Raw genomic sequence first — 26,893 nt, 5'->3', positions numbered from 1 at the left:
ACGGTCAGGGCTAAATCCAAATCAGAAGCTATAACTCATTGGTAACTTTCGGATTACCAATGATGACGCCTGCCCGCGAAACCCTGCAAAGCTGGCTCCATCGCCCGTTTCTCTTGGCGATGATGGCGGCTGTCCTGAGTACCGTGCTATTGCTGGGCGCCAGTCTGTTCGTGGTGATGCAGCAAATCCAGCAGCGCGAAAGCGACCAGATGAATGCTCAGGGCGAGCGCTTTCTGCAGCGACTTGAGCAGCTTTTCGGACAGTTGCGCGAAAGCCTCGACGATCTGCAAAACCAGCCGTTGCGCAGATGCGACGACGACATGATCGCGACGTTGCAGCAGGTCAGCTTCAATTATCGTTTCGTCTACGAAGCGGCGTATATCGATAGCAGCGGGGTTTGTTCCAATCGTCCACGCCGCAGCGGGTTATCGGTGATCCGACCGCCTGACATCCGGGGGCCGACCTACAGCTACTGGCTCAATACCACCACCGAGCCAGATGAAAACCGTGCTGCATTGATGCTGGGGCGTGGCAATTTTCGTGTTGCGACTTCCCGCGGGCATCTGACCGACGTGGTCGACCTGCCCCCCGGCAGTAGCCTGCTTGTGGTGCTCGATCATGGCGAGCGGGCGATACCGGTGCTGGGCACCGATCAGTACTGGCCGCCCACGGAGCCTTGGCCCTCGAAAAGCCGCAATGCATTGCAAGTGACGCAGAACCGCCTGATCTATCGGATGCAGACCGACAGCCCGGAATATCAACTGGTGCTGATTGCTCAACGCAATGGTTTCAATATTCCCTCCAACGCCTGGTGGTTGCTGCCCATCAGCCTGATGCTGGGCCTGGGGATTGGTTTCCAGGTATTCCTGCTGGCGCGTCAGCGCCAATCGATGGACGCCGAACTGCACGGGGCCATCCGGCGCGGGGAATTGCAGGTGCTGTACCAGCCGATCTTCGACCTGCGCAGTCGCAATTGCGTCGGTGCTGAAGCCCTGTTGCGCTGGCGGCGCCCGGACGGCACCCTCACCAGCCCGGATCTGTTCATTCCGATGGCAGAGAACACCGGGCAGATCCGTCAGATCACAGACTTCGTGCTGCAACGCCTGTTCGACCAGTTGGGTCAGCTGCTGCGGGCCAATCCGCAGCTGTACATCTCGGTGAACCTGGCAGCGTGCGACGTCATGGTGCCACGTATCGGCGAAGTGATCGCCCGCCTGCTGGCGTTGCATCGGGTGTCGGCGCACCAGATAGCCTTTGAAGTGACCGAACGCGGATTGGTCGATGTCCTGGTCGCCCGGGATAATCTGCAATCGCTGCGCGATGTCGGGCATCAGGTGTTGATCGATGATTTCGGCACGGGCTATTGCAGCCTCGCCTATCTGCAAACCTTGCCGGTGGACTGCTTGAAAATCGACAAAGCCTTCATTGACGCCTTGGGGCACGATGCCGCCAGCAGCGGTGTGGCCCCGCATATTATCCGCATGGCCCACGCGTTAGAGCTCAAGGTGATTGCCGAGGGCATCGAGCATGAAGCCCAGGCGTCTTACCTGAGCAGCGAAGGCGTGACTTTCGGGCAGGGTTGGCTGTTTGCCCATGCGCTCAGTGCCGTGCAGTTGATCGAGCTGATTACCCGCGGCCGGCGCCTGTTGGGGCGACGCCTGGACGATGAGGCCTGAACCGACTCAGACCGCCAGCGCCATATAGAACTGGGTGCCCTGCCCCGGCCGTGAATAAACGCCCATGCGCCCACCGTGGAGCTGGACGATTTCCTTGCACAGCGCCAGCCCCAGCCCTGCGCCGCCCTTCTTGCGACCGACCTGGACGAAAGGTTCGAAGATCCGTCCCTGCTGGCCGTAGGGAATGCCCTCACCATTGTCCTCGACGCTGATGATCACCCGTTCGCCGTGGCGACGGGCCTGCAGGCGGATCTGACCGTGGTCGCCCGTGTGACGCATGGCATTGTCGATCAGGTTATCCAGCACCCGGTCCAGTTGCGCAGCGTCGGCATGCAGGCGTGGTAAGGGTCCCTGGATCGCCACGAGCAATTGGATGCCCTTGGCCTGGGCCTGTGCGGCAAACCGCAGCCGGGCCGACTCCAGCAGTTCTTCGATGGAACAAGGTGCCAGCGTCAGCTTTTGCAGGCCGTTCTGGTAGCGGGAGAAGTTCAGCAGGTCATTGATGAGCTGCATCAGGCGCTGCATTTCTTCGTTGACGGTGTTGAGCAGATCGGCTTCGCGCGATTCTTCAGGAAAATGCACGCGCTCTTGCAACAGGCCGAACGCCATATGCATGCCGGTCACTGGGGTACGCAGCTCATGGGACGCGCGCAACACGAACTCACTGCGCACCCGTTCGAAAGCGCGTTGTTCGGTGACATCGTGCAACACCATCACCGCCCCGAGGATGTGCCCCTGGGTATGGCTTACGGGGGTGAGGCTATACGTCAGCAACCGCGACTCGCCATCCACTTCGATGCTCAAGTCGTCCGGCGCCCGCTCCAGCGTTCCCCCGCGCAGCACCAGTTGCAGTTCCTCATCCAAATCCTTGCGTTCCAGCGCCTCGCCCAATCCCTGGCCCAGGCGCTCCTCGTCCCAGCCCAATTGACGCTGGGCCACCGGGTTGAGGTGCTCCAGGCGACCCTGGCGATCGATCATCAGCAAGCCGTCGTCGATGCTGTCGAGTACCGCTTGCAAGCGTTGCTGGCCGGCGAGCAGCTCATCGACGTTGGTGGCCTGATGCTCGCGCAGAGCCTGGGCCATGATGCCGAAACGACGGGTCAGCAAGTTCAGTTCCGAGGCCGAGGAGATCGGCAGCGTCACCTCGAAGTTGCCCTGGCCGATATTGTCCGCCGCCGCCGCCAGCGCCTCGATCGGCGCCCCGAAACGTCGGGCGATACCGTGGGCTGTGATGAAGCCGATGATCAGCACTGCCAACCCTACCAGCCCCAGTAATCCGGAAATCAGCAACGCGCGCTCGCGAGCTTTGTTCTGGGTGTCGCTGATGTTGTTCAGCGCCTGCCGATACGCGTCGATCAAGCCCGTGCGCAGCACGTTGAATTTTTCGGTGAGGTTCTGGATTCCGGACAGTTGGGCCGGTAGCTGGCGAGAGGCTGAAAAAGCCTCCAGAAAACTGATGTAATCGGCTTTGGCCTTGCTGAAGCTGTCGGCTGAAACGTCCAGCACCTGTTCGTGGGCGATGCCCTCGTCGAGCAACTCGAAGTATTGCCGTTTGGATGCTTCCAGTGCCACCAGGTCGGGCTTCTCATCGAGCATGATCATCAACTGGTCGCCCAGGGTCTGACGCAGCTTGAGGCCCAGGTCGAGCAGGATGAAGTTGTCGCGCACCGATTGTTCTTGGGTATTGGCCATCTGCACCACGCTGACCAGGCCAAGCAACAGCCCCAGCAATGCCACGGTAATCAGCGCCGAGATACTCAGAAACAGCCGTGTGCGCAGCTTCATCGCCAGTTTCATAAGATGACGCTCACAGGTTGTACTGCTTGCGTTTGCGATACAGCGTGGAGGCATCGATTCCCAGGGTCTTGGCGGCCTGATCTAGCGTGTCGGCCGTGGCCAGCACTGCGCCAATATGCGCCTTTTCCAGTTCGTCGAGGCTTAGCGCAGCCCCGATTCGCGGTGCATTGTTGACGGGTTGCTCGGCCATGCCCAAGTGGCTGATTTCGACTTTTTCCTGCGCGCAGATGATGCTGGCGCGCTCGACCACGTTGCGCAGCTCCCGGATGTTGCCAGGCCAGCGATAGCCTAGCAGCGCTTCACGAGCCTCGTCGCTGAAGCCGCGCGCCGGGCGGGCGTATTCCTTGACGAAGCGCGCCAGGAAGCGGTCGGCCAACGTCAGAATGTCTTCGGCCCGCTCGCGCAGTGGTGGCAGATGCAGGGTAATCACATTCAGGCGGTACAGCAGGTCTTCGCGAAAGCGCCCGTCGCGCACCATGTCTTCAAGGTTGAGGTTAGTCGCCGCGAGGATCCGCACATCGGCACGACGGGTCACCGGATCGCCGACCCGTTCGTATTCCTTGTCCTGAATGAAACGCAGCAACTTGGGCTGCAATGTCAGGGGAAAATCGCCGATTTCGTCGAGAAAAAGCGTACCGCCGTCGGCCTGGTTGACCCGTCCCAGCGTGCTTTCACTGGCGCCGGTAAATGCACCGCGGCTGTGGCCGAACAGTTCGCTTTCCATCAACTCAGCGGTCAACGACGGGCAGTTGATCGTGACGCAGGACTTCTTCGCGCGTTTGCTCCAGCCATGGATGGCTCGGGCCAGTTCGCCCTTACCGGTGCCGGACTCGCCGAGGATCAGAATGTTGGCGTCAGTGCTGGCGACCTGGCGAGCGGTTTCGAGCACGACTTTCATCGCCGGGCTGTGGGAGTCGAGGCCGTCATTGGGTTTGCGCACTTCCCCTTCCAGGGCTTCCAGTCGCGCCGATAACTGGCGCACCTCTAACTGTTTGGCGGTCGCCAGGCGCAGTTGATCGGGGCTGCAAGGCTTGACCAGATAATCGGCGGCGCCCGCCTGGATCGCATCAACGGCGGTGTCGACCGCCGAGTGGGCGGTGACAATCACCACCCGCATCCAGGGTGCCTGGATGCGCATTTGCGCCAGGACATCAAGGCCGTTGTCTTCTCCCAGGCGCAAGTCCAGAAAGCACAGGTCAAACACCTGCCGCTGCAGCAGGGTGTCCGCCTGGGCGGCGCTGTTGGCGGTGGCGACGCTGTAGCCTTCGTCTTCCAGGCAATAACGGAATGTACGCAGGATGGCGGACTCGTCGTCTACCAGCAGAATGCGGCCTTGATGCTCAGTGGCGGATTCCATTTTTCCTACGCTCCTTTAATGAATGATGTTGGTTAGTGTCAGAAAAATCGGGCAAGTTGCATGGTCGTTTCTGAGGGGATATTACCCACCGACAGCGTACTTGCGAGTGTCTGACTCCTAAAAGGTTGATTTAGGTCCCTTTTTTGCGCCCGCGGCCGCCTCGTACGGTATGGCTTGCCCATTCCGACATCTATTTCCGACGGGCAATTCAAAAAGATTCTATCGCGTCTATCTCCGCCGTTCGTGCATTACGCACGACCTTTGTCGTGGCCATCGTGCAGGATGCGCTCCGGCTGGCTCGCAAGTCATCCATAACTAATTGATTTTAAAGATATTTATATCGCCAAAAATTCTGGCATGCCGAGTGCAATGGTTAGCTCAACGTGGCGTCAAGGCGCCTCAACCAGGTCACCACTCGGGGTGGGGAGGAATTTCAGGATGAATCGTCAACGTGCCGCTCAGTTTCGAATCTCTGCCCTGCATGTTCAGCAGGGTTTGTGGGCAGCAGTGGCCCTGCTGATCACGCTTGTGGCTGGCCAGCAGTTGATGCTTTGGCATCAGAGCCAACAGCCTGAAGCGCCTCTGTTGTCAATTCAGCGCGCCCCGCAAACTCATTTCAGCGCTGTCAGCAGCCTCTCGGATATTTCCGCCTCGATGCGAATGATGGAAGTCGATCAGTCTGTGAACGGCATGCCCCACCAGGAGCGCTGGGTGTTTTAACTCGATGAACCGGTCGTCCACTGCGCCGGAACCATCACTGCAAGACCCTAACTAAATAGAAAAGCGTAAGGAGAATCACCATGTTGAGCTGGGCAATTACTTTCCTGATCATTGCCATCATCGCCGCAGTACTGGGCTTCGGTGGTATCGCAGGCACCGCCACGGGCATCGCCAAGATTCTCTTTGTCGTGTTCCTGGTGATGTTCATCGCTTCCTTCTTCTTTGGCCGCCGTGGCCGAGGCTGACCATGAGCGTCGCACTCAAAGGATTGGTCGCTGCCCTGCTGCTGGGCGGCGGCACCATGGCCATGGCTGCCAACGACGGACAGATGCGGGTCAATCAGTTGCTCAAGGCCGACCCGCAATATGTCGAGACTTGGCAGCAAGTGGTTAAAAAGGAAGAACGCCTGCCGGAATGGGTGATGAACCTGTCAGGCGATTCGCAGCAGATGAATGCTGTCGAGGAAGATGGCGACAAATACTTGGTCGGTCCGTTGTGCGAAACCCAGGCGACATGCCGCAGCAAGCGCTTGTTCGTCGCTTTCAGTTTCGACAGGGACGAGGCTTATGCATTGCTGGTTGAAGTCCCTGCCGGACTTCCGGCCGACAAGTCGCCGACACGTCATGCTGATTACCGGTTCCTCGGCAATCCTGATGAAGGTATGCAAGAACTGTTAATGGAGCAACTCAAGAAAGATCCGAACTGGTACTGATTCTGAAAGCGAGAAAAGCACGTTGTTTTTCTCCTCTGCACAGTCCGAAGAGGGCCGATGCATGACCAGGGGGCCGGGACGCTCTGCCCGTCTAAGGGCGCAGTGACCTACGGGCACAAGGGGTGCCTGCGAAAGGGCCGGGTCAGGAAAAAGCTTCCACGCAGGTTCGCACAGTCATGACGACTGGCGAACTTGCGTGGAGCTTCGTGCGTTGTAAAGTTCATGCCAGAGCGGTTGGCTATCCTGGCGTCTGCGCCACCCCTGCGTACCACCATCGTTTTTCCACGCTGCTCCACTCCCCCGCATCCGACCGTATATCGGAGATTTATCCGCCCGGTCCGCTCTTTCAAGTGTGCTTCATTCTTCCGTCCTTTGAGCGCTTTTTACGAGGCCGGACAAAAACCCCGTTGCGCGGAAAATGGCCGGTTCACGGCATTTTTGCCTGCCGAAATGGCGTATTCGAACCGATGGGTACGCACGTTTTATTTCAAAGACATCATGCCGATTCGGCATAGGGTAGGCGTTTACGGCATTAGACGCCCCTCCTTTGCATCGCAATAGTTGCGCCTTTTTTCGCCTGCCAGTGCGCCTTTGGCGCGTACTCGGGGTGACCTTATATGGGGGCAGCGGCACGCATTCGTATCGCCATCGGGTGGTTCGGTTTGTGGCAGTTGCCCGAGTCCAACTGAAGTAAGGGTAAAGATATGAAGAAGGCAAGACTAAGCCTCGCCTGGCAGATCCTCATCGGTCTGGTGCTCGGGATTGCAATTGGCGCGCTGCTCAACCATTTCAGTACCGAGAAGGCCTGGTGGATCAGCAACGTGCTGCAACCGGCAGGCGATATCTTTATCCGTCTGATCAAGATGATCGTGATCCCGATCGTGATTTCTTCGCTGATCGTCGGTATTGCCGGGGTCGGTGACGCCAAGAAACTCGGGCGTATCGGCCTCAAGACCATCCTCTACTTCGAAATCGTCACCACTGTCGCCATCGTCGTCGGTTTGCTGTTGGCCAATTTCTTCCAGCCGGGCAGCGGCATCGACATGAGCACCTTGGGTACGGTGGATATTTCCAAGTACCAGGCCACGGCCGCCGAGGTTCAGCATGAACATGCGTTCATCCAGACCATTCTCAATCTGATCCCGTCGAACATCTTCGCGGCGGTGGCGCGTGGCGAGATGCTGCCGATCATTTTCTTCTCCGTATTGTTTGGCCTGGGTCTGTCCAGCCTGCAATCGGACCTGCGCGACCCCCTGGTGAAAATGTTCCAGGGCGTCTCGGAAAGCATGTTCAAGGTCACCCACATGATCATGCAATACGCCCCGATCGGCGTGTTCGCCCTGATCGCGGTGACGGTTGCCAACTTCGGCTTCGCTTCGCTGTTGCCATTGGCGAAGCTGGTGATCCTGGTTTACGTCGCCATCGCGTTCTTCGCCTTCGTGGTGCTGGGGTTGATTGCACGTCTGTTCGGCTTCTCCGTGGTCAAACTGATGCGCATCTTCAAGGATGAGCTGGTGCTGGCCTACTCCACCGCCAGCTCCGAAACCGTGTTGCCACGCGTGATCGAGAAGATGGAAGCCTACGGTGCACCCAAGGCGATTTGCAGCTTCGTGGTGCCGACCGGTTATTCGTTCAACCTCGACGGTTCGACCCTTTACCAGAGCATCGCGGCGATTTTCATCGCTCAGTTGTACGGCATCGATCTGTCCATCAGCCAGCAATTGCTGTTGGTGCTGACCTTGATGGTGACCTCCAAAGGCATCGCCGGCGTACCGGGTGTCTCTTTCGTGGTGCTGTTGGCGACCCTCGGCAGTGTCGGTATTCCGCTGGAAGGTCTGGCGTTCATTGCCGGTGTCGACCGCATCATGGACATGGCCCGCACCGCGCTGAACGTGATCGGCAATGCCCTGGCCGTGCTGGTCATTTCCCGCTGGGAAGGCATGTACGACGATGCCAAGGGCCAGCGCTACTGGAATTCCCTGCCCCACTGGCGCAGCAAAGAGCCGATGCCGGCGGGAGAAACTGCCAGCCGTTGAGGCGCATGATCCCTGTGGGAGCCGAGCTTGCTCGCGATTGCGGTGTGTCAGCCAACATCAATGCTGACTGATCCGGCCCCATCGCGAGCAAGCTCGGCTCCCACAGGATCTGCCATAGGATTTTTGTAGCCCCTGCGCAACGCCAAACAAACCCCGGAGAAATCCGGGGTTTGTCGTTTCTGCCAGCCCCGCTATCATTCGCGGCATCTTCCGGGGGACTTAACCGATGCTCAATGGCCTGTGGCTTGGCTTCTTTATCGTGGCAGCCGTATCGGCGCTGGCGCAGTGGCTGATCGGCGGTAACGCCGGGATCTTCGCCGCCATGGTGGAAAGCATTTTCGCCATGGCCAAGCTGTCGGTGGAGGTGATGGTCCTGCTGTTCGGCACCTTGACCCTGTGGCTGGGGTTTCTGCGGATCGCCGAAAAGGCCGGTATTGTCGACTGGCTGGCCAAGGCGCTCGGGCCATTGTTTTTGCGGCTGATGCCGGAGGTGCCGGCGGGCCATCCGGCGATTGGCCTGATTACCCTCAACTTTGCGGCAAACGGCCTGGGGCTGGATAACGCGGCGACCCCGATCGGCCTGAAGGCCATGCGAGCCCTGCAGGACTTGAACCCCAGCCCGACCATCGCCAGCAATGCACAAATCCTGTTCCTGGTGCTCAACGCCTCATCGCTGACGCTGTTGCCGGTGACCATTTTCATGTATCGCGCCCAGCAAGGGGCGCCGGACCCGACCCTGGTATTCCTGCCGATCCTGCTCGCCACCAGCGCCTCAACCCTGGCGGGGCTGCTGTCAGTGGCGTTCATGCAGCGCCTGCGCCTGTGGGACCCGGTAGTGCTGGCTTATCTGATTCCGGGTGCGTTGGTACTGGGCGGTTTCATGGCGCTGCTGGCGACGCTCTCAGCCACGGCGCTGGCCGGGCTGTCTTCGATTCTCGGCAACCTGACGCTGTTCGGCTTGATCATGATGTTTCTGGTGGTGGGCGCGCTGCGCAAGGTCAAGGTTTATGAAGCCTTCATTGAAGGTGCCAAAGAGGGCTTTGACGTCGCCAAGACGTTGCTGCCATACCTGGTGGCCATGTTATGCGCCGTCGGCGTGCTGCGGGCCTCGGGTGCGCTGGACTTCGGCCTGGACGGCATCCGGCACCTGGTGCAGTGGGCCGGCTGGGACACCCGTTTCGTCGACGCCTTGCCGACTGCCATGGTCAAGCCATTCTCCGGCAGCGCCGCCCGGGCGATGCTGATCGAAACCATGAAGACTTCCGGCGTGGACAGCTTCCCCGCGCTGGTGGCCGCGACCATTCAGGGCAGCACCGAAACCACCTTCTATGTGCTGGCGGTGTACTTCGGCGCCGTCGGTATCCAGCGGGCGCGGCATGCGGTGGGCTGCGCGCTGCTGGCCGAGTTCAGCGGCGTCGTGGCGGCGATCGGGGTTTGCTACTGGTTCTTTGGCTGAACCATATCCCCTTGCCACAGGCCCGGATTGCAGTCACGGGCCTTTAGGGGCGTGCGGGTATCGCCAAGCGCTGGCCTTGTTCTACCGTCCAGTTCACAACCTCGGCGGTCAGTCGATCGCTGGCCTGGCCGAAACCTTGCACCACTGCCGGCACTTGCACGTCGCTCAAGGGCTGGCGGACTTCAAAACGATGACTGGCAAGGATGCGTTGGTCAAATCCTCGCACCAGCAATGCGTCCAGGCGAATCACCACGCTGGCCCCCGCGCCTTGATATTCGGTTTGGAAGGCCTGCAATTGGCCACCCAACTCCAAATCCGTTTGCAAGTTGCTGTCGGCGACACTCAATAGCCCGACACGTCCATCCTGTGCGAACCCATCGAGCAAGCGATTGCGCAGCAACACCGGTGCCGGGTCGCTCCAGCGTGAGGCTGCGTAGCTGCTCAACAGATTGCCGTGGGGAATGACCGCGATTTTAGGGCTGTTGAGCACTTCGCTGGCCTGCGGGCTGGCCAGGCGCAACGACCACTTCACGGGCGTGCCTGGGGCTGCGGGCGCCTGAGTCGCGGGTAAGCGATAGACGTCCGCGGGCTCGGCCTGGGGCAGAATCGAGCAACCGCCAACCAGGACACATCCTGCCAGCAAGAGGATAGGGCGGACGAACCGAGCAAACGGCTTCATGGCGTGAATTCCTTGTTCTTGTCATTGCCCAGCAGATAGCCGCTGGGGTTGGCATCCAGGCGCCGGGAAATACCCCGCAGCGCGCTCAGGGTGTCGCGCAGCTCCCGCACCGCCGGCGACAGGGCATTGAGCCCCTGCATGCCATTGTTCAGCGCGTCGCGATTGTCGTTGAGCAGTTTGTCGAGGGTTGCGGTGCTGCGGGCCAGCGATTGCATGGCCTGGTCTGCGCTGCTCATGACCTCTTTGCCCTGATCGTTGAGCAGACCGTTGGCGCTGCGCATCAATGCCGTAGTCTGCTCCAGGGTGGCGCTGGCCTGTTTGCCGACAGAAGCCAGTTGCTGCATGGCCTGGCGAATATCGCCGCGTTGATCGGCGATGACCCCGGTGGTTTGCTCCAAGTGTTCAAGGGTCTTGCCCAACCGCTGGACATTGTCCGAGGAAAACACCGCGTTGGCGTTATGCAGCAGCAGGTTGATGCTGGTCATCAGGTCATCGCTGTTGTTCAGCAGGCGGGCGATGGGCGAGGGCGCTGCGATGATCACTGGCGGCTCGCCATCGTGCCCGGTCAGTGGCGGGCTATTGGGGGTGCCGCCACTGAGTTGGATAATCGAGGTGCCGGTGATGCCGGTCAGTGCCAGTTTGGCCTGGGTGTCCTGCTTGACCGGTGTTTCAGCACTCAAGCGTACCCGCGCCAGTACCCGGCGCGGGTCATTCGGGTCCAGGCGCAGATTGACCACGTCTCCGACCTTGATGCCGCTGTACTCCACCGAGCTGCCTCTGGACAAGCCGCTGACCGCTTCGTTGAACACCACTTCGTAATCCTTGAATTCGCTGTCCACGCTGGACTTGGCCAGCCACAACCCAAACAGCAGGGCGCCGACCACCACGATCACGGTGAACAGGCCGATCAATACATGATGGGCTCGGGTTTCCATGTCAGACCTCGTTCAATTGTGTAGCGGCCGTCAAGGCCGCGCGGCCGCGAGGGCCGTGGAAGTATTCATGGATCCAGGCATCGTCGGTTTCCGACACTTTGTCGATGACATCGGCCACCAGCACTTTTTTCTGGGCCAGCACCGCCACCCGGTCGGTGATGGTGTAGAGGGTGTCCAGGTCATGGGTGACCAGAAATACGCTCAAGCCCAAGGCGTCGCGAAGCGTCAGGATCAATTGGTCGAACGCTGCCGCGCCGATGGGGTCGAGGCCGGCGGTGGGTTCGTCGAGAAACAGAATGTCCGGGTCCAGGGCTAGCGCCCGGGCCAAGGCTGCACGCTTGATCATGCCGCCGGACAGCGAGGCGGGGTATTTGTCCGCCGCCGATAGCGGCAGCCCGGCCAACGCCAGTTTCACCGCCGCCAGATGTTCGGCATCGGCCCGGCTGAGCCCGGCGTGTTCGATCAGGGGCAGGGCGACATTCTCTGTCACAGTCAGCGAAGAAAACAGCGCGCCTTTCTGAAACAGCACCCCAAAGCGTCGTTCCACTTGCGAACGCTGTTGCTGGGGCAGGCTCGGCAGATCCTGGCCGAATACTCGCACGGCCCCTTCACTGGGCCGGTTCAAGCCGACAATGCTGCGCAACAGCACCGATTTGCCACTGCCGGAGCCGCCGACCACCGCGAGGATCTCGCCCTTGTATACGTCCAGGTCGAGGTTTTCGTGCACGCTCTGCAGGCCAAAGCGATTGCACAAGCCACGTACCTGTATCACCGCCTCGGTGGGCGGCCTGGAAGGTCGACTCACCATTGCATCTCCATGAAAAACAGCGCGGCTACCGCATCGAGCACGATCACCACAAAAATCGACTGCACCACGCTCGAGGTGGTGTGAGCCCCGACAGACTCGGCGCTGCCGCTGACTTTGAAGCCTTCCAGGCATCCCACCGCAGCAATCAGGAAGGCAAAGATCGGCGCCTTGACCATTCCCACCACGAAATGCTGGACGCCGATGTCCGACTGCAACAGCGTCAGGAACATCGCCGGAGAAATATCCAGCGACAGGGCACACACCACACCGCCGCCGACAATGCCCGAGAGCATGGCCACAAAGGTCAGCATCGGCAACGCCACCAACAGGGCCAGCACTCGCGGCACCACCAGCAACTCGATGGGATCGAGGCCCAGGGTACGAATCGCGTCGATTTCTTCGTTGGCCTTCATCGAGCCGATCTGGGCGGTGAAGGCACTGGCGGTGCGACCTGCCATAAGAATCGCAGTCAGCAACACGCCGAATTCGCGCAGAAACGAGAACGCCACCAGGTCCACGGTGAAAATACTGGCGCCGAAATCGGCCAGCACCGTCGCCCCGAGAAACGCCACCACCGCGCCCACCAGAAAAGTCAGCAGGGCGACGATAGGGGCCGCGTCCAGCCCCGTCTGTTCGATGTGAACAACCATCGGGGTAATGCGCCAGCGTTTCGGGCGAAACAGGCCCCGGGCCAGCGTTTCTAGGATCAAGCCGACAAAGCCCAGCAATTGCAGGGTATCTTGCCAGACCTTGTCCACGGCTCGACCGATGCGTGTCAACAACTGGGTCACGACACTCACCGTCGGCTCTTTGACCGGCACGCAGAAGTCGGTCAGCGAGCAATAGACCGTCTGCAACAGTGCCCGATCGGCGGACGACAACGTGCAGTCGCGGTGCTCCGCGGTCTTGCCCAGCCGCTCGGCACCCAGCAGTTCCACCAGCAACGAGGCGCCGGCGGTGTCGAGGGCACCCAAGCCATTGAGGTCGATCAGGGTGTTGTCGTCGTACTGGCCGCGCAGCGAGTCGCTCAAACGCTTGAGCTGCGTGTAGTGAGCCAGTGTCCAGTCCCCGCTGATCCATAGCTGCGCCGGGGAGTGAGAGCGATCCAGTCGGGCACTGCCAGCCAGAGTGCCAGGGGTCATAAGCGCCATGCTCGTTCGGCTCGAAAAGTGTTACCTAATAGCACGCCCGGCATTATTTTGTCCCAGGCTCGAGCGCAGCGCTGACCTTGAAGCGCAATACACCAATCACCTGGCCATTTTCCGTCAGCACCCGCACCTGCCATTTACCGGTGGGGTCTTCCGGGAAGTTCTGCTTGTGGGTCCAGGCGCGATAGCCTTCCTTGCGCCCGCCATGAATGTCCAGGGCGATACGGTCCACTTCTTTGCCGTTGAATTGCCAGACGTGATAAATCCGCTCATCGAGCCCTCGCGGCGCATTGATAGCGGTGTAGGCATACAGACCGTTGCCGCGTATCTGGTCAGCGGTGACTTCCTTCAGGCTGGCGCCCGGCGTGCGGTCCTCCAGCTGGGTGCTGATCGCCACCTCGGTCATCCACAAGGTTGCCGGCGGCACCCAGGAGCGCAGCACCCACCCGGCCGCGCCGATCCCCACCGTGATGCACAGAATCGCCAGGGCGTTGCGCACGGTGCGGATCGGAAAGATCGAAGCCAGGCTGGGGAACGACAACAGCATGGCAGTGCCCAGCGCCAGCTTGAAGCTCTGGTCGGTGGTCAGGTGCAGGATGATCGGCAGTGCGGTGAGCAGGGCGGCAAACAGCGTCAGGGTGTGCAGCGCCAGGAACGCCCAGCGCCGGGGCGCCAGCCATTTGTAGTACAGCGGATCAATGATCGAGACCAGTGCCGAGGCCGCCAGCAGGCCGGTGAAAATCACTTGGCTGCTGTTCCAGGTGGTGGTGATGAAAAAGAACGGCAAGACGAAAAACAGGCTTTCCTGGTGAATCATCTGCGTGGCGTAACGCAGCAGCGGCTGGGGGATTTCCCGTTTGAATATGCGGGTAAAAAGCCGGGTCAGGCTGTTCTCCAGCATCAGCCAGAGCCAGCTCACCAGCATGATGATGGTGATCCAGGTCGCAAGACCCTGCTGGCGGTCCACCAGCATGAAACTGCCGACTCCAGAGATGAAGCCACCGAGTGCGATGACCCCTGGATAGCGCTTCATCAATTCGAGAAGGCGCTGGATGTAGTGAGTCAGGTTCGGCATTCGGCAGTTCACAGTGAGTCGTAGGAAATATCCCTGACAGAGTATCGCCAGGACATCGATGTGACGAGCGCTCTAAGCCCTGCGACGCAATCTCCACCCGACCAGGACCAACAGCAACCCCAGCAGACCGGCCACGCCCCAAACCAGCTCATCGTCGCCGAGCATGGGTTTCTCGATGCGCAGGTAGCCCGGGTCCTTGAGCAGTTCACGCAGGGCCTGGTTGGCCTGTTCCAGGCTCACCGCCTGAAGGCGCACGGCCGGATTGGTGAAGCGGCCGTCGTCGTAATCGCCAAGGGCACCCCAATAGTAATCGGCCAGTGCGCTGTTGCCTTGAACCGCCCACGACTGATGGGCGATGGCGGCGCGTTTGATGCGCACGAAACTCTCCGGGTCGAGGCCATCCTTGAGCAACGTGGTGCGCATTTGCTCCAGCGCCTGCTCGGCCTGGGGCAGGTCATCGCGGGCCAGGTCCGCGTTCAGGCTGAAGAAGCCAACGCCGCCAAACACCTCTCGCTCCACCCAAGGCCCGTAGGACAGGCTGCGGGCCAGGCGCAACTGGCGATAGAGCGCCCAGTCCAGATAGTCCTTGAGCAGGTCGAAGGTTTCGTCGTGTTGCTGTTCCAGCACCGGCTCCGGAAACAGCCAATGAAGCTTGGCGCTATTGCCCACCAGGCCGCGCATCAGGTTGCGCTTGGTGACCGCGCTGTAGCGGATCTGCGGTAACGCTGCGTGAGCGCTGGGCTCGACCGGCTCCAGTTCGCCGAAGGTCCGCTCCAGATAGGCCGGTAGCAACCGGTCCAGGTCGCCGACCACGATCAGCGTCATGTTGTTCGGTGCATACCAGGCCTTGCGTGCCTGCTCAATCCTGGCAAGGGTGAGGTGCCCGACTTCGGCGCGTTCGGCACAGCGCAGACCCAATTCCACTGCCAGTTGATTGCCCGCCTTGTGGCCCAGGTCCTGATGATCGAGCCAGCGTTGCAGATGGGTGTAGTGGCCGCCATCCTCGCGCTCCACTACACGTTTGGCCGCCTGCAGGGCGTTTTCGTCGATGCGGGTACGAGTCAGCAGGGCGATCAACAGGTCCAGGACCTTGCGTTGATTGCGCGCCGGTGCCTCGATGACGAACGTGGTGTCGGCGTTGCTCGTGAAGGCATTCCACTCGCCGCCCAGCGCCTGCATACGCTCTTCCAGCCCGCCTTCGCCGCCGTCATCGACACCGCTGAACAGCAAATGCTCAAGCAGGTGGGGCAGTTCCTTGTCGGCGCAGTTGAAGTCGTCCAGTCCCACGCCCACCACCAGCCGGATCGCCACATGCCCGCGCTCGCTGCCCGGCTTGAGCAGCAGTTGCATACCGTTGGGCAGCACATACCCCTCGACCTGGAATCGATCCAGCGCGACCGACGGCAGTGAACCGAGCAACAGAACGGCGAGCAACAGACAACGCATAGCGAGCTTCCTGGCGGCTGATTGGAGGTCCATGTGCCGGGCAGGCCGTCATCGCAGGCAACTTCGCGCCCCACCTCGAACCCAATGGATTTCCATGGCGACGTGGGGCCGGCTTGCGTGCGAATGGTTTAAGCCCAGGCCAATCTTACTGACTGAGCAATGCGCCAGTCGTTCAAGGCGAATGGGTGACGTCGGAAATTTCATCAACCGCGAGCGCACCTGTCTCGGAAGTCCCCAGCACCACGTAGGCGCTGCCGCAGAACAGCGAATTGAGGCGTTTCATGTCGGCGATCAGTTCTAGGTGCAGGGAACTGGTCTCGATGCTTTGTACGATTTTTCGCTGTAGACGGCTGACGTGTGCGTGGGCCAGTCGTCTTTCCTGCGCTCGAAAGCGACGTTTCTCACGCAACAGCTGACGGGCGCTCTCCGGATCGGCACTGAGGAACACCGACAATCCCAGCCGCAGATTGGCGATCAACTGGCTGTGCAGCGTCGCCAACTCTTCCAGGCCAACCTCGGAAAAGGATCGACGCTGCGCGGTTTTCTGTTGCTGGACCTTGCGCAACATGCGTTCGATGAGGTCGCTGGCCAACTTCAGGTTGATCGCCAGCTCAATGATTTCCGCCCAGCGGCGGCTGTCCTGTTCACTGAGGTCCTCACGGGGCATTTGGGCCATATACAGCTTGATGGCGCTGCACAGCGCCTCGACGTCATCGCCCATGCTCCGTACTTGTTGGGTGACTGCGGTCTGCCCGCCGCGCAGTACGTCGAGCATGGCTTCGAGCATGGTTTCGATCAGATCACCGATGCGCAGGGTTTCCCGGGCAGCATTCGCCAGGGCCAGGCTCGGCGTGGCGAGGGCGGTGAGGTCCAGGTGGCGGGGCTTGGCCGTGCCGTTGGTGTCAGGACGCTCCGGCAGCAGCCAGGCACACAGCCTGGCCATCGGCCCGACGCTGGGCAGCAGCACGAGGCAGCGCACGGTGTTGTAGAGCAGGTGAAAACCGATCACCGTTTCCTGGTGGCTGAAATCCAGGCCGTCCAACCAGCCCACCAGCGGATCGAGCACTGGAATGATCAACAACAGGCCGATCAACTTGTACAGCAGGCTGCCCAGCGCCACCTGGCGGCCGGCGGCGTTCTGCATGCTGGTGCTGAGAAAGGCCAGCACGCCGCTGCCGATGTTGGCGCCGATCACCAGGCCGATGGCCACCGGCAGACTGATCACCGCTGCGCCGGCCAGTGTCGCGGTCAACAGCACGGCGGCGAGGCTGGAATAGGAGATCATCGCGAACAGCGCACCCACCAGCGCATCGAGCAGGATGTCGCCGGTCAGCGAGGCAAAGATAACTTTCACGCCCTGGGCCTGGGTGATGGGCGCGGCGGCTTCGACAATCAATTGCAGCGCCAGGATGATCAAGCCCAAGCCGATGCCGACCCGGCCCATTTGCCCCAGGCGGGTCTGTTTGCGCGACAGGAAAAAAATCACCCCGAGGAAAATCAGCAGCGGCGATAACCAGGACAGATCCAGGGTCAGTACCCGCGCCATCAGCGCCGTGCCGACATCGGCGCCGAGCATGGTCGCCAGGGCAGGGGTCAGCGCCATCAGGCCCTGGCCGACGAATGAGGTGACGAGCATGGCCGTGGCGTTGCTGCTCTGGACCATGGCAGTGACCATGATGCCTGCGACGAACGCCAGCCAGCGCTTGGACATGTTTTGGCCAATGACATGGCGCAGGTTCGTGCCATAGACCCGCAGAATGCCGGTACGGACGATGTGCGTGCCCCAGATCAGCAGGGCCACGGCGGAGAGCAAGTTCAGCAGGGTCAGCATGAGAAGCCCCCTGTTAGCGTCCCAAAGGGACCAATTGACGGTGCCACATTTTTCTTCGTTGTACTTAAGCTGTAGTTGGCCAACGGTTCAAGCGCCAGCATTGCACAGCTAAAGACGGGTTTGAAACAAAACTGTCATAAAAAGCCATTGACCAAAGACCCCACGAAACCCAGTGGGAGCGAGCCTGCTCGCGATAGCGGTCTGTTAGCCAATGAAGATGTTGAATGTTGCGGCCTCATCGCGAGCAGGCTCGCTCCCACCGGTTTTGCATCCGTTTACTTTCCGGCAGGCATGAAAAAGGGGCTCGATGAGCCCCTTCGTTCATTGCCCTGTGCCGCTTACTGGCCTGGCATATCCTTACGCAGTTTTACCGGATCCTGCTGCTTGCGCTTGCGCGCCATGGCAGTGCGCATCTTGATGTTGAACGCTTCGACCGCCAGAGAGAAGGCCATGGCGAAGTAGACGTAGCCTTTTGGCACGTGCACGTCCAGGGACTCAGCGATCAGCACGGTACCGACCACCAGCAGGAACGACAGCGCCAGCATCTTCAGCGACGGGTGCTTGTCGATGAACGCGCTGATGGTGCCCGCCGCCAGCATCATCACCAGCACCGCCACGACGATTGCCGCGACCATCACCGGTACATGGGAGACCATGCCCACGGCGGTGATCACCGAATCCAGGGAGAACACGATGTCGATGATCGCGATCTGGACGATGGTGTAGATGAAGCTGCCGCCCGTGCCCGCAGGCGTCTCGCCGGTTTCGTCTTCGCCTTCCAGCGCGTGGTACATCTCCTGGGAGCTTTTCCACAGCAGGAACAGGCCACCGAAGAACAGGATCAGGTCACGACCGGAAATGCCCTGGCCGAACACTTCGAACAGGTCGGCGGTCAGGCGCATGACCCAGGTGATGGACAGCAGCAACAGGATCCGCGTGATCATGGCCAGGGCCAGACCGAAGATCCGGGTGCGTGCCTGCATGTGCTTGGGCATGCGGCTGACCAGGATCGAGATCATGATGATGTTATCGATGCCCAGGACAATTTCCAGGGCGGTCAGGGTGAAGAAGGCAACCCAGATTTCCGGGTTGGTCAGCCATTCCATGTGAGTTCCTTTAGCGAGTGTTGGGCCGCGCCGCGCCTTCGATTATCCAAAGGAGCGACGCAGCGGGCATTGCTTTTATAGAGTGCTGAACAGCGGAAAAATCCCCATCAGCAAGGCGGCAAACATTATGCACAGGCAAACCAATACTGCCCACTTCAAGGTGAAGCGTTGGTGATCGCCAAACTCGATCCCCGCCAGGGCCACCAGCAGGTAAGTCGATGGAACCAGTGGGCTCAGCAGGTGGACGGGCTGGCCAACAATCGAGGCGCGGGCCATTTCAACGGCAGTGATGCCGTAATGGCTGGCCGCTTCGGCCATGACCGGTAACACCCCGTAATAAAATGCATCGTTCGACATGAAGAAGGTGAACGGCATACTCGCCAGCGCGGTAATCACTGCCAGGTATGGGCCCAGGAAATCCGGGATCACCGCCAGCAGGCTCTTGGACATGGCGTCGACCATGCCGGTCCCGGACAGGATGCCGGTGAAGATACCCGCCGCGAAAATCAAACCGACCACCGCCAATACGCTGCCGGCATGGGCCGCAACGCGGTCTTTCTGCTGTTGCAGGCAAGGGTAGTTGACGATCATCGCGATACTGAACGCCACCATGAACAGCACCGGCAGCGGTAACAGGCCGGCGATCAGCGTGCACATCAGGCCCAGGGTCAACGCACCGTTGAACCAGATCAGCTTCGGACGACGGGCGTCCGGGAACTGGGAAACGCTGATTTCGCTGTGGTCGATGTCATCACCGGCGAGGTGCAATTCACCCAGACGGGCGCGCTCGCGTTTACCGTACATGTAGGAAATCGCCAGGATCGCCGCTACACCCGCGAGCATCGCAGGAATCATCGGAACGAAGATGTCGGACGGATCGACATGCAGCGCGCTGGCTGCACGGGCCGTCGGGCCGCCCCAGGGGGTCATGTTCATCACGCCACCGGCGAGAATGATCAGGCCGGCCATGATCCGTGGGCTCATGCCGATGCGGCTGTAGAGCGGCAGCATGGCGGCCACGCAGATCATATAAGTGGTCGCGCCGTCACCATCGAGGGAAACGACGAGCGCCAGAACGGCGGTGCCGACCGAAACTTTCAACGGGTCGCCCTTGACCAGCTTGAGGATCTTGCGCACGGCCGGGTCGAACAGGCCGGAGTCGATCATCAGGGCAAAATAAAGAATCGCGAACATCAGCATCACCCCGGTCGGGGCAAGCTTGGTGATGCCTTCGAGCATCATCGGACCGATCTTCGGTGCAAAACCACCGAACAGAGCGAACAGGATCGGGATGATGATCAGGGCAATCAGCGCGGACAGGCGCTTGGTCATGATCAGGAACATGAACGTGATGACCATGGCAAAGCCAAGGAAAGTCAGCATAGGAAATACTCCAGGCGTGGCGCGACGGGCAAAGGCAGACCGAACAGGTCAGCGCAGAATGCAAAGCACGGGACGGACGGAGGGAGTGGGTTCAGCGGGGCGGGTAGCAGCGGACATCAGAATCACCATTGTTGTTGTTAAAAGGGCCTAACGAGCCTTAGCCGCTCGCTTCTGGCCACCGGTCTGTTGCCGGTAGTGGGGGCGATCCTAATCGCGCAAGCTTTCAGCCACCTTTCGCCGCTGTAATGGAGTTTTTCTGTAGGGCAAGGCTTACCTGTAGGAGCAAGCTTTATTCCCACAGACAATCTGCGCTCCACCGATAAATCAAAACACCGAAAGATCCAACGGCCGCACCGCGCCCATCCAAATCGCATGCTCGGTGTGGTCCGTCAGGTCGTCGCCGGTGTCCGGGTGAAGAAATATCACCAGGCCTTTGCGATTGAGCGCCAGCCACGGCAAGACCACGCCGATGTGCTGTGGATCGAACGCCAATTGGCAGCTCCAGTCCGGGTGCGGCCCGACTGGGCGTTGGTGGATACGGCCCATTTTCAGCCCAAACAGTCGCGTTGCTTCCTCGCACAGTGCCCGCGCCTGGTCGATGGTGTTGGCGTCGAAATAGACATGGGCGTGGTAGCCCTTGATCCGCTGCATGTGCTTCTCCTCGAAAACTGGCCGAACCGAGGTTGTCTCCCGCGGGTCAGAGCCTTTACATGCGGGACAAAAAAGGAAAAACAGCCATGAAAAATGCCGAAACCCCGGTCACCAAAGTGGTGCTCTATGGTGCCATGAGTAGCCTCGGCAGTGCGTTGATGGCTGAAATGCTGCGGCGCCAGCACGAAGTCATCGCTGTTCTCGACGACCTTACGGCCCTGGCGCCGCGCCCCGGCCTGCGGGCCAAGACCGGCGACCTCTACGATCCCCAGCGGGTCAAGCAAAGCGTGGCCGGCGCCAATGCCGTGGTGTGTCTGTTGAACGCTCCAGGGTTGCCGATGAACAGCGAGCACGTGGAGCGCACGCTCATTCCCGGTCCCGTGGAGCAGGTGTTGGCGGTGGATGCGCTGATCGCCGGGATGGAGGCGGCGAGTATTTCCCGGCTGTTTCTGGTGGGCGATTTCGCCGTGCTCGACGAGGAGCCGGCAGACGATGTATTGCAGCGCCATGCCGCCGAAGAAGTCCTCGACGCCCTGAACAACAGCACGTTGCAATGGACCCTGATTGACTCACCCTACGCAACGCCCGGTTTGAGCATCGAGCACTTCAGCCAGGTCAGCACCAGCCTGGAGGCCGGCATGGCCGAATCACTGGAGCGGCTTGGCCGTGTGGCCGTCGGCATTGCCGATGAGCTGCGCCTGAACCTGCATGTGGGCCAGCATGTCAGTTTTGTCGCCGCCGATTAGCCTGTGCGGTCGCCGTCTCCCGAGTTGGCGCAGGGGAGGGCTGGTTACACCGCAATGGAAGGCAAGGCCAACCCCGTGAGCGATTCGGCGCTGTTGGCCTGCTCCTCCATCAACCAGTCCACAAACTGCCTGATCAATACCCCGCGCCGTTTACGCTGGGGCAAGACCACGTAATACCCTGACCGCGACAACACTGTTTCAGCGACCGGACGGCACAGCAGCCCTTGGGCCAATAAGTTATCCACAAGGTATCGCCAACCGATGGCAACGCCCTGACCGCCAATCGCCGCCTGGATGAGCAAGGTGTAGTTGTCGAACCGCAACTGCCCGGGCGCCGGGGGCGAGGTAATGCCCAGCTCACGGAAAACGCCACTCCAGTCAAACCAGTGGCTACTGTTTTCCCCGCGCAAATGCAGGAGCGGGAACTCCGACAAGGCTTGAGCCGACAAGGGCAGGGAGCGTTCCTTGAGCAACAACGGGCTGCACACCGGAAAGACTTCTTCGCTGAAAAGCCAGCGACTTTCGCCTTGTTTGAAGCGACCGTCTCCAAACAGCACCGCAACGTCGATATCCGTGCGCAGCATGTTGTGGTTGCGTTCGCTGGTCACCAGGCTGACGTCCACCTGTGGGTTGGCGGCGTGAAACCGATGCAAGCGGGGCATCAGCCAATAGGCGGCAAACGCAAAATCGGTGGCCACTTGCAGCACCTCATGCTGGTCATGGGCGGTGATCGCGCTCAATCCTGCGTCGATATTCTGCAAACCGGCCTGCACCTGCTCGAACAGGATTGTTCCGGCCTCGGTCAGCTCGATGCCGCGATAGATGCGATCGAACAACCGTGTACCCAGTTGTTCTTCCAGGCGCTTGATCTGCTGGCTGATGGCCGGTTGCGTGGTGCCCAGTTCGATCGCCGCTGCCGTAAAGCTGCGGTGGCGGGCCGCGGCTTCAAAGGCGCGGAACAGGTCAAGGGACAGGTCACCCAGGGCTTCATACATAAGCTGTGCTTATCCTAGTCATTGCCTTGCGTGGGCTTTACCCATAAAGGCGGGGGCTACATGCTCAATCGCAGCAATTTCGCATAACTGTTTACTATGGAATGCCGCGAATACATGAAGCGCAAGAACATTCTTTTCATCATGGCCGATCAAATGGCCGCGCCAATGTTGCCGATCTACGGTCCTTCGCCGATCAAGCTGCCGAACCTGTCGCGCCTGGCCGAGCAGGGCGTGGTGTTCGACGCCGCGTATTGCAACAGCCCACTCTGCGCACCGTCGCGCTTTACCCTGGTGAGCGGTCAGTTGCCCAGCAAGATTGGCGCCTACGATAACGCGGCGGATTTTCCTGCGGACGTCCCGACGTACGCCCACTACCTGCGGCGTCTGGGTTATCGCACGGCGCTGTCCGGCAAGATGCATTTTTGCGGGCCGGACCAGTTGCATGGCTACGAAGAACGCCTGACCAGTGACATTTACCCGGCCGATTACGGCTGGGCCGTGAACTGGGACGAGCCCGACGTGCGGCCAAGCTGGTATCACAACATGTCTTCGGTGTTGCAGGCTGGTCCGTGCGTGCGCACCAACCAGTTGGATTTTGACGAAGAAGTGGTGTTCAAGGCCCAGCAGTATCTGTTCGACCACATCCGCGAGGATGGCGACCAGCCGTTCTGCCTGACGGTGTCCATGACCCACCCACACGACCCGTACACCATTCCCAAGACCTTTTGGGATATGTATGACGACAAGGACATCCCGCTGCCGCAAACCCCGGGGCAAACAGAGCTGGACCCGCATTCCCAGCGCCTGTTGAAAGTCTATGACCTGTGGGACAAGCCACTGCCTGTGGATAAGATCCGCGATGCGCGCCGCGCGTACTTCGGTGCGTGCAGCTACATTGACAGCAACGTCGGCAAGTTACTGCAAACCCTGGAAGACACCGGCTTGATGGACGACACGATCATCGTGTTCTCCGGCGATCATGGAGACATGCTCGGTGAAAAAGGCCTCTGGTACAAAATGCACTGGTTCGAGATGGCGGCTCGCGTTCCCTTGCTGATCAGCGCACCGGGCCAGTTCGCCAGCGGGCGGGTCGGGGCGGCGGTGTCCACTGCCGACTTGCTGCCGACCCTGGTGGAGTTGGCCGGTGGCCGGCTTGAGCCCGGACTGCCGCTGGATGGCCGGTCGCTGGTGCCCCATCTGCAGGGGCAGGGCGGTCATGACGAGGTCTTTGGTGAATACATGGCCGAAGGCACCATCAGCCCGTTGATGATGATCCGTCGTGGACCCTGGAAATTCATCTACAGCGAAGATGATCCGTGCCTGCTGTTCGATCTGCGCAATGACCCCAAAGAACTGGAGGACCTTAGCCAATCGGCTGAGCATCAGTCCCTGTGCACGGATTTTCTCGCCGAGGCGCGAGCTAAATGGGATATCCCAACCATTCACCAGCAGGTGCTCGCCAGTCAGCGACGTCGACGTTTCGTCGCCCACGCGTTGACCCTGGGCAAACTCAAGAGCTGGGATCACCAGCCGCTGGTGGACGCCAGCCAGCAGTACATGCGTAACCACATTGACCTCGACGATCTGGAACGCAAGGCCCGTTATCCACAACCCTGCCAAAACCAATAACGTAAGGGGAAGCACATGCAAAAGTTATCCACAGTACTGACCGCTGGGCTGTTGGCGCTTAGCAGTTCGGCGTGGGCCGAGCAAAGCTGCGAGACGGTAAAGATGGCCGACCCCGGTTGGAGTGACATCGCTGCGACCAACGCGATTACGGGTTTTCTGCTCGATGGCATGGGCTACAAGGCCAAGGTCGACACCCTCGCGGTGCCGATCACCTTCGGCGGCCTCAAGGACGGCCAGGTTGATGTATTTCTGGGTAACTGGATGCCGGCGCAGCAAGGGTTCTACGACAAGTTCGTGGCCACTGGCGATGTCACGCAGTTGGCCAAGAACCTGGACGGCACCGAATTCACCCTGGCGGTCCCGGATTACGTGTGGGATGCCGGTGTGCATAACTTCGCTGACCTGAACAAGTTCGCCGATAAGTTCGACAAGAAGATATATGGGATCGGCTCCGGCGCCCCGGCCAACCTCTCCCTGAAGGAAATCATCAAGACCAACGATTTCGGCATGGGCGAGTGGAAACTGGTGGAATCGAGCGAGCAGGCCATGCTCGCGGAAGTCTCCCGGGCGGTGAGGAAACAGAAGTTCGTGACCTTCCTTGGCTGGACGCCACACCCTATGAACGTGCAACTGAAAATGCACTACCTCAAGGGCGGCGAGAAGTATTTTGGCGACACGGGCAGTGTCTATACATTGACTCGCAAAGGTTATGCACAGGCCTGCCCGAACGTAGGCAAGCTGTTGACCAACCTGAGTTTCACCCAGGAAATGGAAAACAGCATCATGGCCGAGGTGGTGAACAAGAACGTCAGCAATGCCGATGCGGCCAAGGCCTGGATCAAGGCGAATCCGGCGGTGCTGGATAAATGGCTGGATGGTGTGAAGACGCTGGATGGCAAGGATGCGTTGGCGGCGGTGAAGGCCAAGCTCTGACAATCATGTGGCGAGGCAAATCTATGTGGGAGCAAGGCTTGCCCGCGATGAAGACGACTCGGTCTTTCAGACCGAGCTGCCTGTTTCGCGAGCAAGCTTTGCTCCCACATTAATCTCCTTGCCACAGGGAGAACGGCGCTTTGTCCTGATACTCTTGCGCCAAACCCGATCCTTGAGGCCCCATGGCATTGCCCACCCGCCATTCACTCTTTCCGTTCCTGAGCTGGCTGCCGCGGCAGACCCGCGCCAGTGTCGGCCGTGACCTGATCGTCGGCCTGAGCGGTGCGATTCTCGCTTTGCCGCAGTCGATTGCCTACGCCCTGATTGCCGGACTGCCGCCGGAATACGGCTTGTATGCGGCGATTGTGCCGGTGCTGATCGCCTGCTTGTGGGGTTCGTCGTGGCACCTGATCTGCGGTCCTACGGCGGCGATTTCCATTGTCCTGTATGCCAGCGTCAGTCCCCTGGCCATGCCGGCCACCCAGGACTACGTCACCTTGATCCTGTTGCTGACGGTGCTGGCGGGGGTTTTCCAGTGGCTGCTGGGGTTGTTGCGTTTCGGCGCGCTGGTGAACTTCGTCTCACACTCGGTGGTGCTGGGTTTCACCCTGGGCGCGGCGGTGGTGATCGCCCTGGGGCAGTTGCCCAACCTGCTGGGTCTCGATCTGCCCAACGAAGCCACGGCGTTGAAAGGGCTGCTGATGTTGGTCAGTCATATCGAGGCTGTGGATAAGCCTTCTCTGTTTCTCGGTTTGGGCACGCTGGTGCTGGGCGTGGTGCTCAAACGGCTGCTGCCGCGCTGGCCGAGCCTGTTGATAACTTTGGTCATCAGCAGCCTGGTGGTCTGGCTGTGGCCAGGGATGTTCGGGCATGTCGCGCTGGTCAGCGCCTTTGCCGGGCGCTTGCCGCCGTTCTCTGCGCTGCCGCTGGACCTGGATCTGATCCTGCGCCTGCTGCCCGGCGCGGTTGCGGTGGGCATGCTCGGGTTGGTGACCAGCCTGTCCATTGCTCGCTCGTTGTCAGTACGCTCCGGGCAGTTACTCGACGCGAACCAGGAGGTCAGGGCGCAGGGGCTTTCCAATATTGTGGGAGGGTTCTTTTCCGGATCCTTGTCAGCGGGTTCCTTTACCCGTTCCGGCCTCAGTTATGAAGCCGGCGCCTGCTCGCCCCTGGCCGGGGTTTTCTCAGCACTGTGGGTGGCCTTGTTTGCGGTAACCGGTGCAAAGCTGATTTCGCACATTCCGATACCGGCCATGGCCGGCAGCATCCTGCTGATCGCCTGGGGCCTGGTGGATTATCGCGGCGTCCGGGCGTTGTTTCGCGTGAGCCGCGCCGAATTCGTGGTGATGAGCCTCACTTGCCTGGCCACGCTGCTGCTGGAGCTGCAAACCGCTATCTATGCCGGCGTGCTGGCGTCGCTGTTCTTCTACCTCAAGCGCACCTCGCAACCGCGGGTGCAACACGCCCGTGAGGGTGAAGCTGACATCCTGCGTGTAGGCGGTTCGATCTTTTTTGGTGCCAGCCATTACCTGCAAGTGCGTCTGCAACGGTTGCAGGCACAACGGGTGGTGATCGATGCCCAGCAGATCAACTTCATCGACTACTCCGGTGTGGAAATGCTGCACCAGGAAGCCCGGCGCTTGCGCACCCAAGGGCGCAGCCTGACGTTGCGCAGGGCCAGGCCCCATGTGGTGGAAGAGTTGAAGAAGCTGGAAGGGCCGGAGCACTGTCCGATCCATTTCGAAGACTAGGGCTTAAGGTAGACGCACCCTGT

The 26,893-nt window shown here is 60.4% G+C and carries 23 protein-coding genes; 10 read left to right on the top strand and 13 right to left on the bottom strand.

Going from position 1 to position 26,893, the window contains the following annotated elements:
- Positions 1-62: 62 nt before the first annotated feature.
- Positions 63-1,676 carry an EAL domain-containing protein gene (locus T3A99_RS15495; RefSeq protein WP_076386507.1) on the top strand — a complete coding sequence of 538 codons (1,614 nt, stop codon included), beginning with the start codon at positions 63-65 and terminating at the stop codon, positions 1,674-1,676.
- 6 nt (positions 1,677-1,682) lie between these two features.
- On the opposite strand, the gene T3A99_RS15490 is transcribed toward T3A99_RS15495, so the two are convergent.
- The gene (locus tag T3A99_RS15490; protein WP_322834536.1) at positions 1,683-3,473 is read right to left on the bottom strand and encodes an ATP-binding protein; all 1,791 of its coding nucleotides are present in this window, start codon (positions 3,471-3,473) and stop codon (positions 1,683-1,685) included.
- Between the two features lie 10 nt (positions 3,474-3,483).
- Complete coding sequence (gene algB, locus T3A99_RS15485; protein WP_047229793.1) at positions 3,484-4,830, bottom strand: sigma-54-dependent response regulator transcription factor AlgB; 1,347 nt, start codon at positions 4,828-4,830, stop codon at positions 3,484-3,486.
- 438 nt (positions 4,831-5,268) lie between these two features.
- On the opposite strand from algB, the gene T3A99_RS15480 reads away from it, so the two are divergent.
- From T3A99_RS15480 to T3A99_RS15460, 5 genes are all read left to right on the top strand, one after another.
- Positions 5,269-5,550 carry a hypothetical protein gene (locus T3A99_RS15480; RefSeq protein ID WP_047229794.1) on the top strand — a complete coding sequence of 94 codons (282 nt, stop codon included), beginning with the start codon at positions 5,269-5,271 and terminating at the stop codon, positions 5,548-5,550.
- Positions 5,551-5,630: 80 nt separating this feature from the next.
- Positions 5,631-5,795 (top strand): DUF1328 domain-containing protein, encoded by a 165-nt coding sequence (locus T3A99_RS15475; protein ID WP_003177151.1) that lies wholly within the window; start codon positions 5,631-5,633, stop codon positions 5,793-5,795.
- 2 nt (positions 5,796-5,797) lie between these two features.
- Positions 5,798-6,262, top strand: a complete 465-nt coding sequence (locus T3A99_RS15470; protein ID WP_274090622.1) for an inhibitor of vertebrate lysozyme family protein — start codon at positions 5,798-5,800, stop codon at positions 6,260-6,262.
- Positions 6,263-6,966: 704 nt separating this feature from the next.
- Positions 6,967-8,298: a glutamate/aspartate:proton symporter GltP gene (gene gltP, locus T3A99_RS15465; RefSeq protein ID WP_047229796.1), complete on the top strand. Its 1,332-nt coding sequence runs from the start codon at positions 6,967-6,969 to the stop codon at positions 8,296-8,298.
- Between the two features lie 226 nt (positions 8,299-8,524).
- Positions 8,525-9,754 (top strand): nucleoside recognition domain-containing protein, encoded by a 1,230-nt coding sequence (locus tag T3A99_RS15460; RefSeq protein WP_047229797.1) that lies wholly within the window; start codon positions 8,525-8,527, stop codon positions 9,752-9,754.
- 43 nt (positions 9,755-9,797) lie between these two features.
- Here the strand turns inward: T3A99_RS15460 and T3A99_RS15455 are convergent, their stop codons facing one another.
- The 10 genes from T3A99_RS15455 to T3A99_RS15410 form a co-directional block, all read right to left on the bottom strand.
- On the bottom strand, positions 9,798-10,433 hold the full coding sequence (locus T3A99_RS15455; protein ID WP_076383144.1) for an ABC-type transport auxiliary lipoprotein family protein: 636 nt from the start codon (positions 10,431-10,433) through the stop codon (positions 9,798-9,800).
- Positions 10,430-11,368 carry an MlaD family protein gene (locus T3A99_RS15450; protein WP_047229799.1) on the bottom strand — a complete coding sequence of 313 codons (939 nt, stop codon included), beginning with the start codon at positions 11,366-11,368 and terminating at the stop codon, positions 10,430-10,432. The genes T3A99_RS15455 and T3A99_RS15450 overlap by 4 nt, the downstream gene beginning before the upstream one ends.
- Before the next feature lies 1 nt (position 11,369).
- Positions 11,370-12,176 carry an ABC transporter ATP-binding protein gene (locus tag T3A99_RS15445; RefSeq protein ID WP_171061294.1) on the bottom strand — a complete coding sequence of 269 codons (807 nt, stop codon included), beginning with the start codon at positions 12,174-12,176 and terminating at the stop codon, positions 11,370-11,372.
- A complete protein-coding gene (locus tag T3A99_RS15440) occupies positions 12,170-13,318 on the bottom strand; it encodes an ABC transporter permease (protein ID WP_047229800.1) in 1,149 nt (382 codons plus the stop codon). The genes T3A99_RS15445 and T3A99_RS15440 overlap by 7 nt, the downstream gene beginning before the upstream one ends.
- Positions 13,319-13,370: 52 nt before the next feature.
- On the bottom strand, positions 13,371-14,399 hold the full coding sequence (locus T3A99_RS15435; protein ID WP_047229801.1) for a DUF5924 family protein: 1,029 nt from the start codon (positions 14,397-14,399) through the stop codon (positions 13,371-13,373).
- A gap of 72 nt (positions 14,400-14,471) precedes the next feature.
- Entirely contained in the window at positions 14,472-15,845 is a 1,374-nt protein-coding gene (locus T3A99_RS15430) for a pitrilysin family protein (RefSeq protein ID WP_322834535.1), read from the bottom strand.
- Positions 15,846-16,017: 172 nt separating this feature from the next.
- Complete coding sequence (locus tag T3A99_RS15425; protein WP_047229803.1) at positions 16,018-17,676, bottom strand: Na/Pi cotransporter family protein; 1,659 nt, start codon at positions 17,674-17,676, stop codon at positions 16,018-16,020.
- A 338-nt stretch (positions 17,677-18,014) separates the two neighbouring features.
- Positions 18,015-18,782, bottom strand: a complete 768-nt coding sequence (locus tag T3A99_RS15420) for a TerC family protein (RefSeq protein WP_047229804.1) — start codon at positions 18,780-18,782, stop codon at positions 18,015-18,017.
- Positions 18,783-18,857: 75 nt separating this feature from the next.
- Entirely contained in the window at positions 18,858-20,165 is a 1,308-nt protein-coding gene (locus T3A99_RS15415; RefSeq protein WP_047229805.1) for a CitMHS family transporter, read from the bottom strand.
- 324 nt (positions 20,166-20,489) lie between these two features.
- A complete protein-coding gene (locus T3A99_RS15410; RefSeq protein ID WP_160891468.1) occupies positions 20,490-20,816 on the bottom strand; it encodes a DOPA 4,5-dioxygenase family protein in 327 nt (108 codons plus the stop codon).
- Positions 20,817-20,902: 86 nt separating this feature from the next.
- Between T3A99_RS15410 and T3A99_RS15405 the strand changes: the two genes are divergently transcribed.
- Entirely contained in the window at positions 20,903-21,562 is a 660-nt protein-coding gene (locus T3A99_RS15405; protein ID WP_047229807.1) for an NAD(P)-dependent oxidoreductase, read from the top strand.
- 44 nt (positions 21,563-21,606) lie between these two features.
- Here the strand turns inward: T3A99_RS15405 and T3A99_RS15400 are convergent, their stop codons facing one another.
- Positions 21,607-22,557 carry a choline sulfate utilization transcriptional regulator gene (locus T3A99_RS15400; RefSeq protein WP_076383140.1) on the bottom strand — a complete coding sequence of 317 codons (951 nt, stop codon included), beginning with the start codon at positions 22,555-22,557 and terminating at the stop codon, positions 21,607-21,609.
- 114 nt (positions 22,558-22,671) lie between these two features.
- Here T3A99_RS15400 and betC point away from each other — a divergent pair, with 114 nt between their 5' ends.
- From betC to T3A99_RS15385, 3 genes are all read left to right on the top strand, one after another.
- On the top strand, positions 22,672-24,186 hold the full coding sequence (gene betC, locus T3A99_RS15395; RefSeq protein WP_274090619.1) for a choline-sulfatase: 1,515 nt from the start codon (positions 22,672-22,674) through the stop codon (positions 24,184-24,186).
- Positions 24,187-24,201: 15 nt separating this feature from the next.
- Entirely contained in the window at positions 24,202-25,119 is a 918-nt protein-coding gene (gene choX / locus T3A99_RS15390; RefSeq protein WP_274090618.1) for a choline ABC transporter substrate-binding protein, read from the top strand.
- A 182-nt stretch (positions 25,120-25,301) separates the two neighbouring features.
- Positions 25,302-26,870, top strand: coding sequence for a SulP family inorganic anion transporter (locus tag T3A99_RS15385; protein WP_139048726.1), 1,569 nt, complete (start codon positions 25,302-25,304; stop codon positions 26,868-26,870).
- The last annotated feature ends 23 nt before the right edge of the window (positions 26,871-26,893 follow it).

The organism is Pseudomonas sp. N-137, from assembly GCF_034555295.1.
Classification (GTDB): domain Bacteria; phylum Pseudomonadota; class Gammaproteobacteria; order Pseudomonadales; family Pseudomonadaceae; genus Aquipseudomonas; species Aquipseudomonas rhizophila.
The sequence above is the reverse complement of the archived record's forward strand: the minus strand, read 5'-3'. Positions and strand labels throughout refer to the sequence as shown.

Bases quoted from the DNA above. Each gene is read 5' to 3' on its own strand.
- betC (WP_274090619.1), top strand. From the start codon at position 22,672: ATGAAGCGCAAGAACATTCTTTTCATCATGGCCGATCAAATGGCCGCG.
- gltP (WP_047229796.1), top strand. From the start codon at position 6,967: ATGAAGAAGGCAAGACTAAGCCTCGCCTGGCAGATCCTCATCGGTCTG.
- T3A99_RS15440 (WP_047229800.1), bottom strand. From the start codon at position 13,318: ATGACCCCTGGCACTCTGGCTGGCAGTGCCCGACTGGATCGCTCTCAC.
- T3A99_RS15490 (WP_322834536.1), bottom strand. From the start codon at position 3,473: ATGAAACTGGCGATGAAGCTGCGCACACGGCTGTTTCTGAGTATCTCG.
- T3A99_RS15435 (WP_047229801.1), bottom strand. From the start codon at position 14,399: ATGCCGAACCTGACTCACTACATCCAGCGCCTTCTCGAATTGATGAAG.
- T3A99_RS15400 (WP_076383140.1), bottom strand. From the start codon at position 22,557: ATGTATGAAGCCCTGGGTGACCTGTCCCTTGACCTGTTCCGCGCCTTT.
- T3A99_RS15460 (WP_047229797.1), top strand. From the start codon at position 8,525: ATGCTCAATGGCCTGTGGCTTGGCTTCTTTATCGTGGCAGCCGTATCG.
- T3A99_RS15475 (WP_003177151.1), top strand. From the start codon at position 5,631: ATGTTGAGCTGGGCAATTACTTTCCTGATCATTGCCATCATCGCCGCA.
- T3A99_RS15470 (WP_274090622.1), top strand. From the start codon at position 5,798: ATGAGCGTCGCACTCAAAGGATTGGTCGCTGCCCTGCTGCTGGGCGGC.
- T3A99_RS15420 (WP_047229804.1), bottom strand. From the start codon at position 18,782: ATGGAATGGCTGACCAACCCGGAAATCTGGGTTGCCTTCTTCACCCTG.
- T3A99_RS15445 (WP_171061294.1), bottom strand. From the start codon at position 12,176: ATGGTGAGTCGACCTTCCAGGCCGCCCACCGAGGCGGTGATACAGGTA.
- T3A99_RS15495 (WP_076386507.1), top strand. From the start codon at position 63: ATGACGCCTGCCCGCGAAACCCTGCAAAGCTGGCTCCATCGCCCGTTT.
- T3A99_RS15455 (WP_076383144.1), bottom strand. From the start codon at position 10,433: ATGAAGCCGTTTGCTCGGTTCGTCCGCCCTATCCTCTTGCTGGCAGGA.
- T3A99_RS15425 (WP_047229803.1), bottom strand. From the start codon at position 17,676: ATGCTGACCCTGCTGAACTTGCTCTCCGCCGTGGCCCTGCTGATCTGG.
- T3A99_RS15430 (WP_322834535.1), bottom strand. From the start codon at position 15,845: ATGCGTTGTCTGTTGCTCGCCGTTCTGTTGCTCGGTTCACTGCCGTCG.
- T3A99_RS15405 (WP_047229807.1), top strand. From the start codon at position 20,903: ATGAAAAATGCCGAAACCCCGGTCACCAAAGTGGTGCTCTATGGTGCC.
- choX (WP_274090618.1), top strand. From the start codon at position 24,202: ATGCAAAAGTTATCCACAGTACTGACCGCTGGGCTGTTGGCGCTTAGC.
- T3A99_RS15415 (WP_047229805.1), bottom strand. From the start codon at position 20,165: ATGCTGACTTTCCTTGGCTTTGCCATGGTCATCACGTTCATGTTCCTG.
- T3A99_RS15450 (WP_047229799.1), bottom strand. From the start codon at position 11,368: ATGGAAACCCGAGCCCATCATGTATTGATCGGCCTGTTCACCGTGATC.
- T3A99_RS15385 (WP_139048726.1), top strand. From the start codon at position 25,302: ATGGCATTGCCCACCCGCCATTCACTCTTTCCGTTCCTGAGCTGGCTG.
- T3A99_RS15480 (WP_047229794.1), top strand. From the start codon at position 5,269: ATGAATCGTCAACGTGCCGCTCAGTTTCGAATCTCTGCCCTGCATGTT.
- algB (WP_047229793.1), bottom strand. From the start codon at position 4,830: ATGGAATCCGCCACTGAGCATCAAGGCCGCATTCTGCTGGTAGACGAC.
- T3A99_RS15410 (WP_160891468.1), bottom strand. From the start codon at position 20,816: ATGCAGCGGATCAAGGGCTACCACGCCCATGTCTATTTCGACGCCAAC.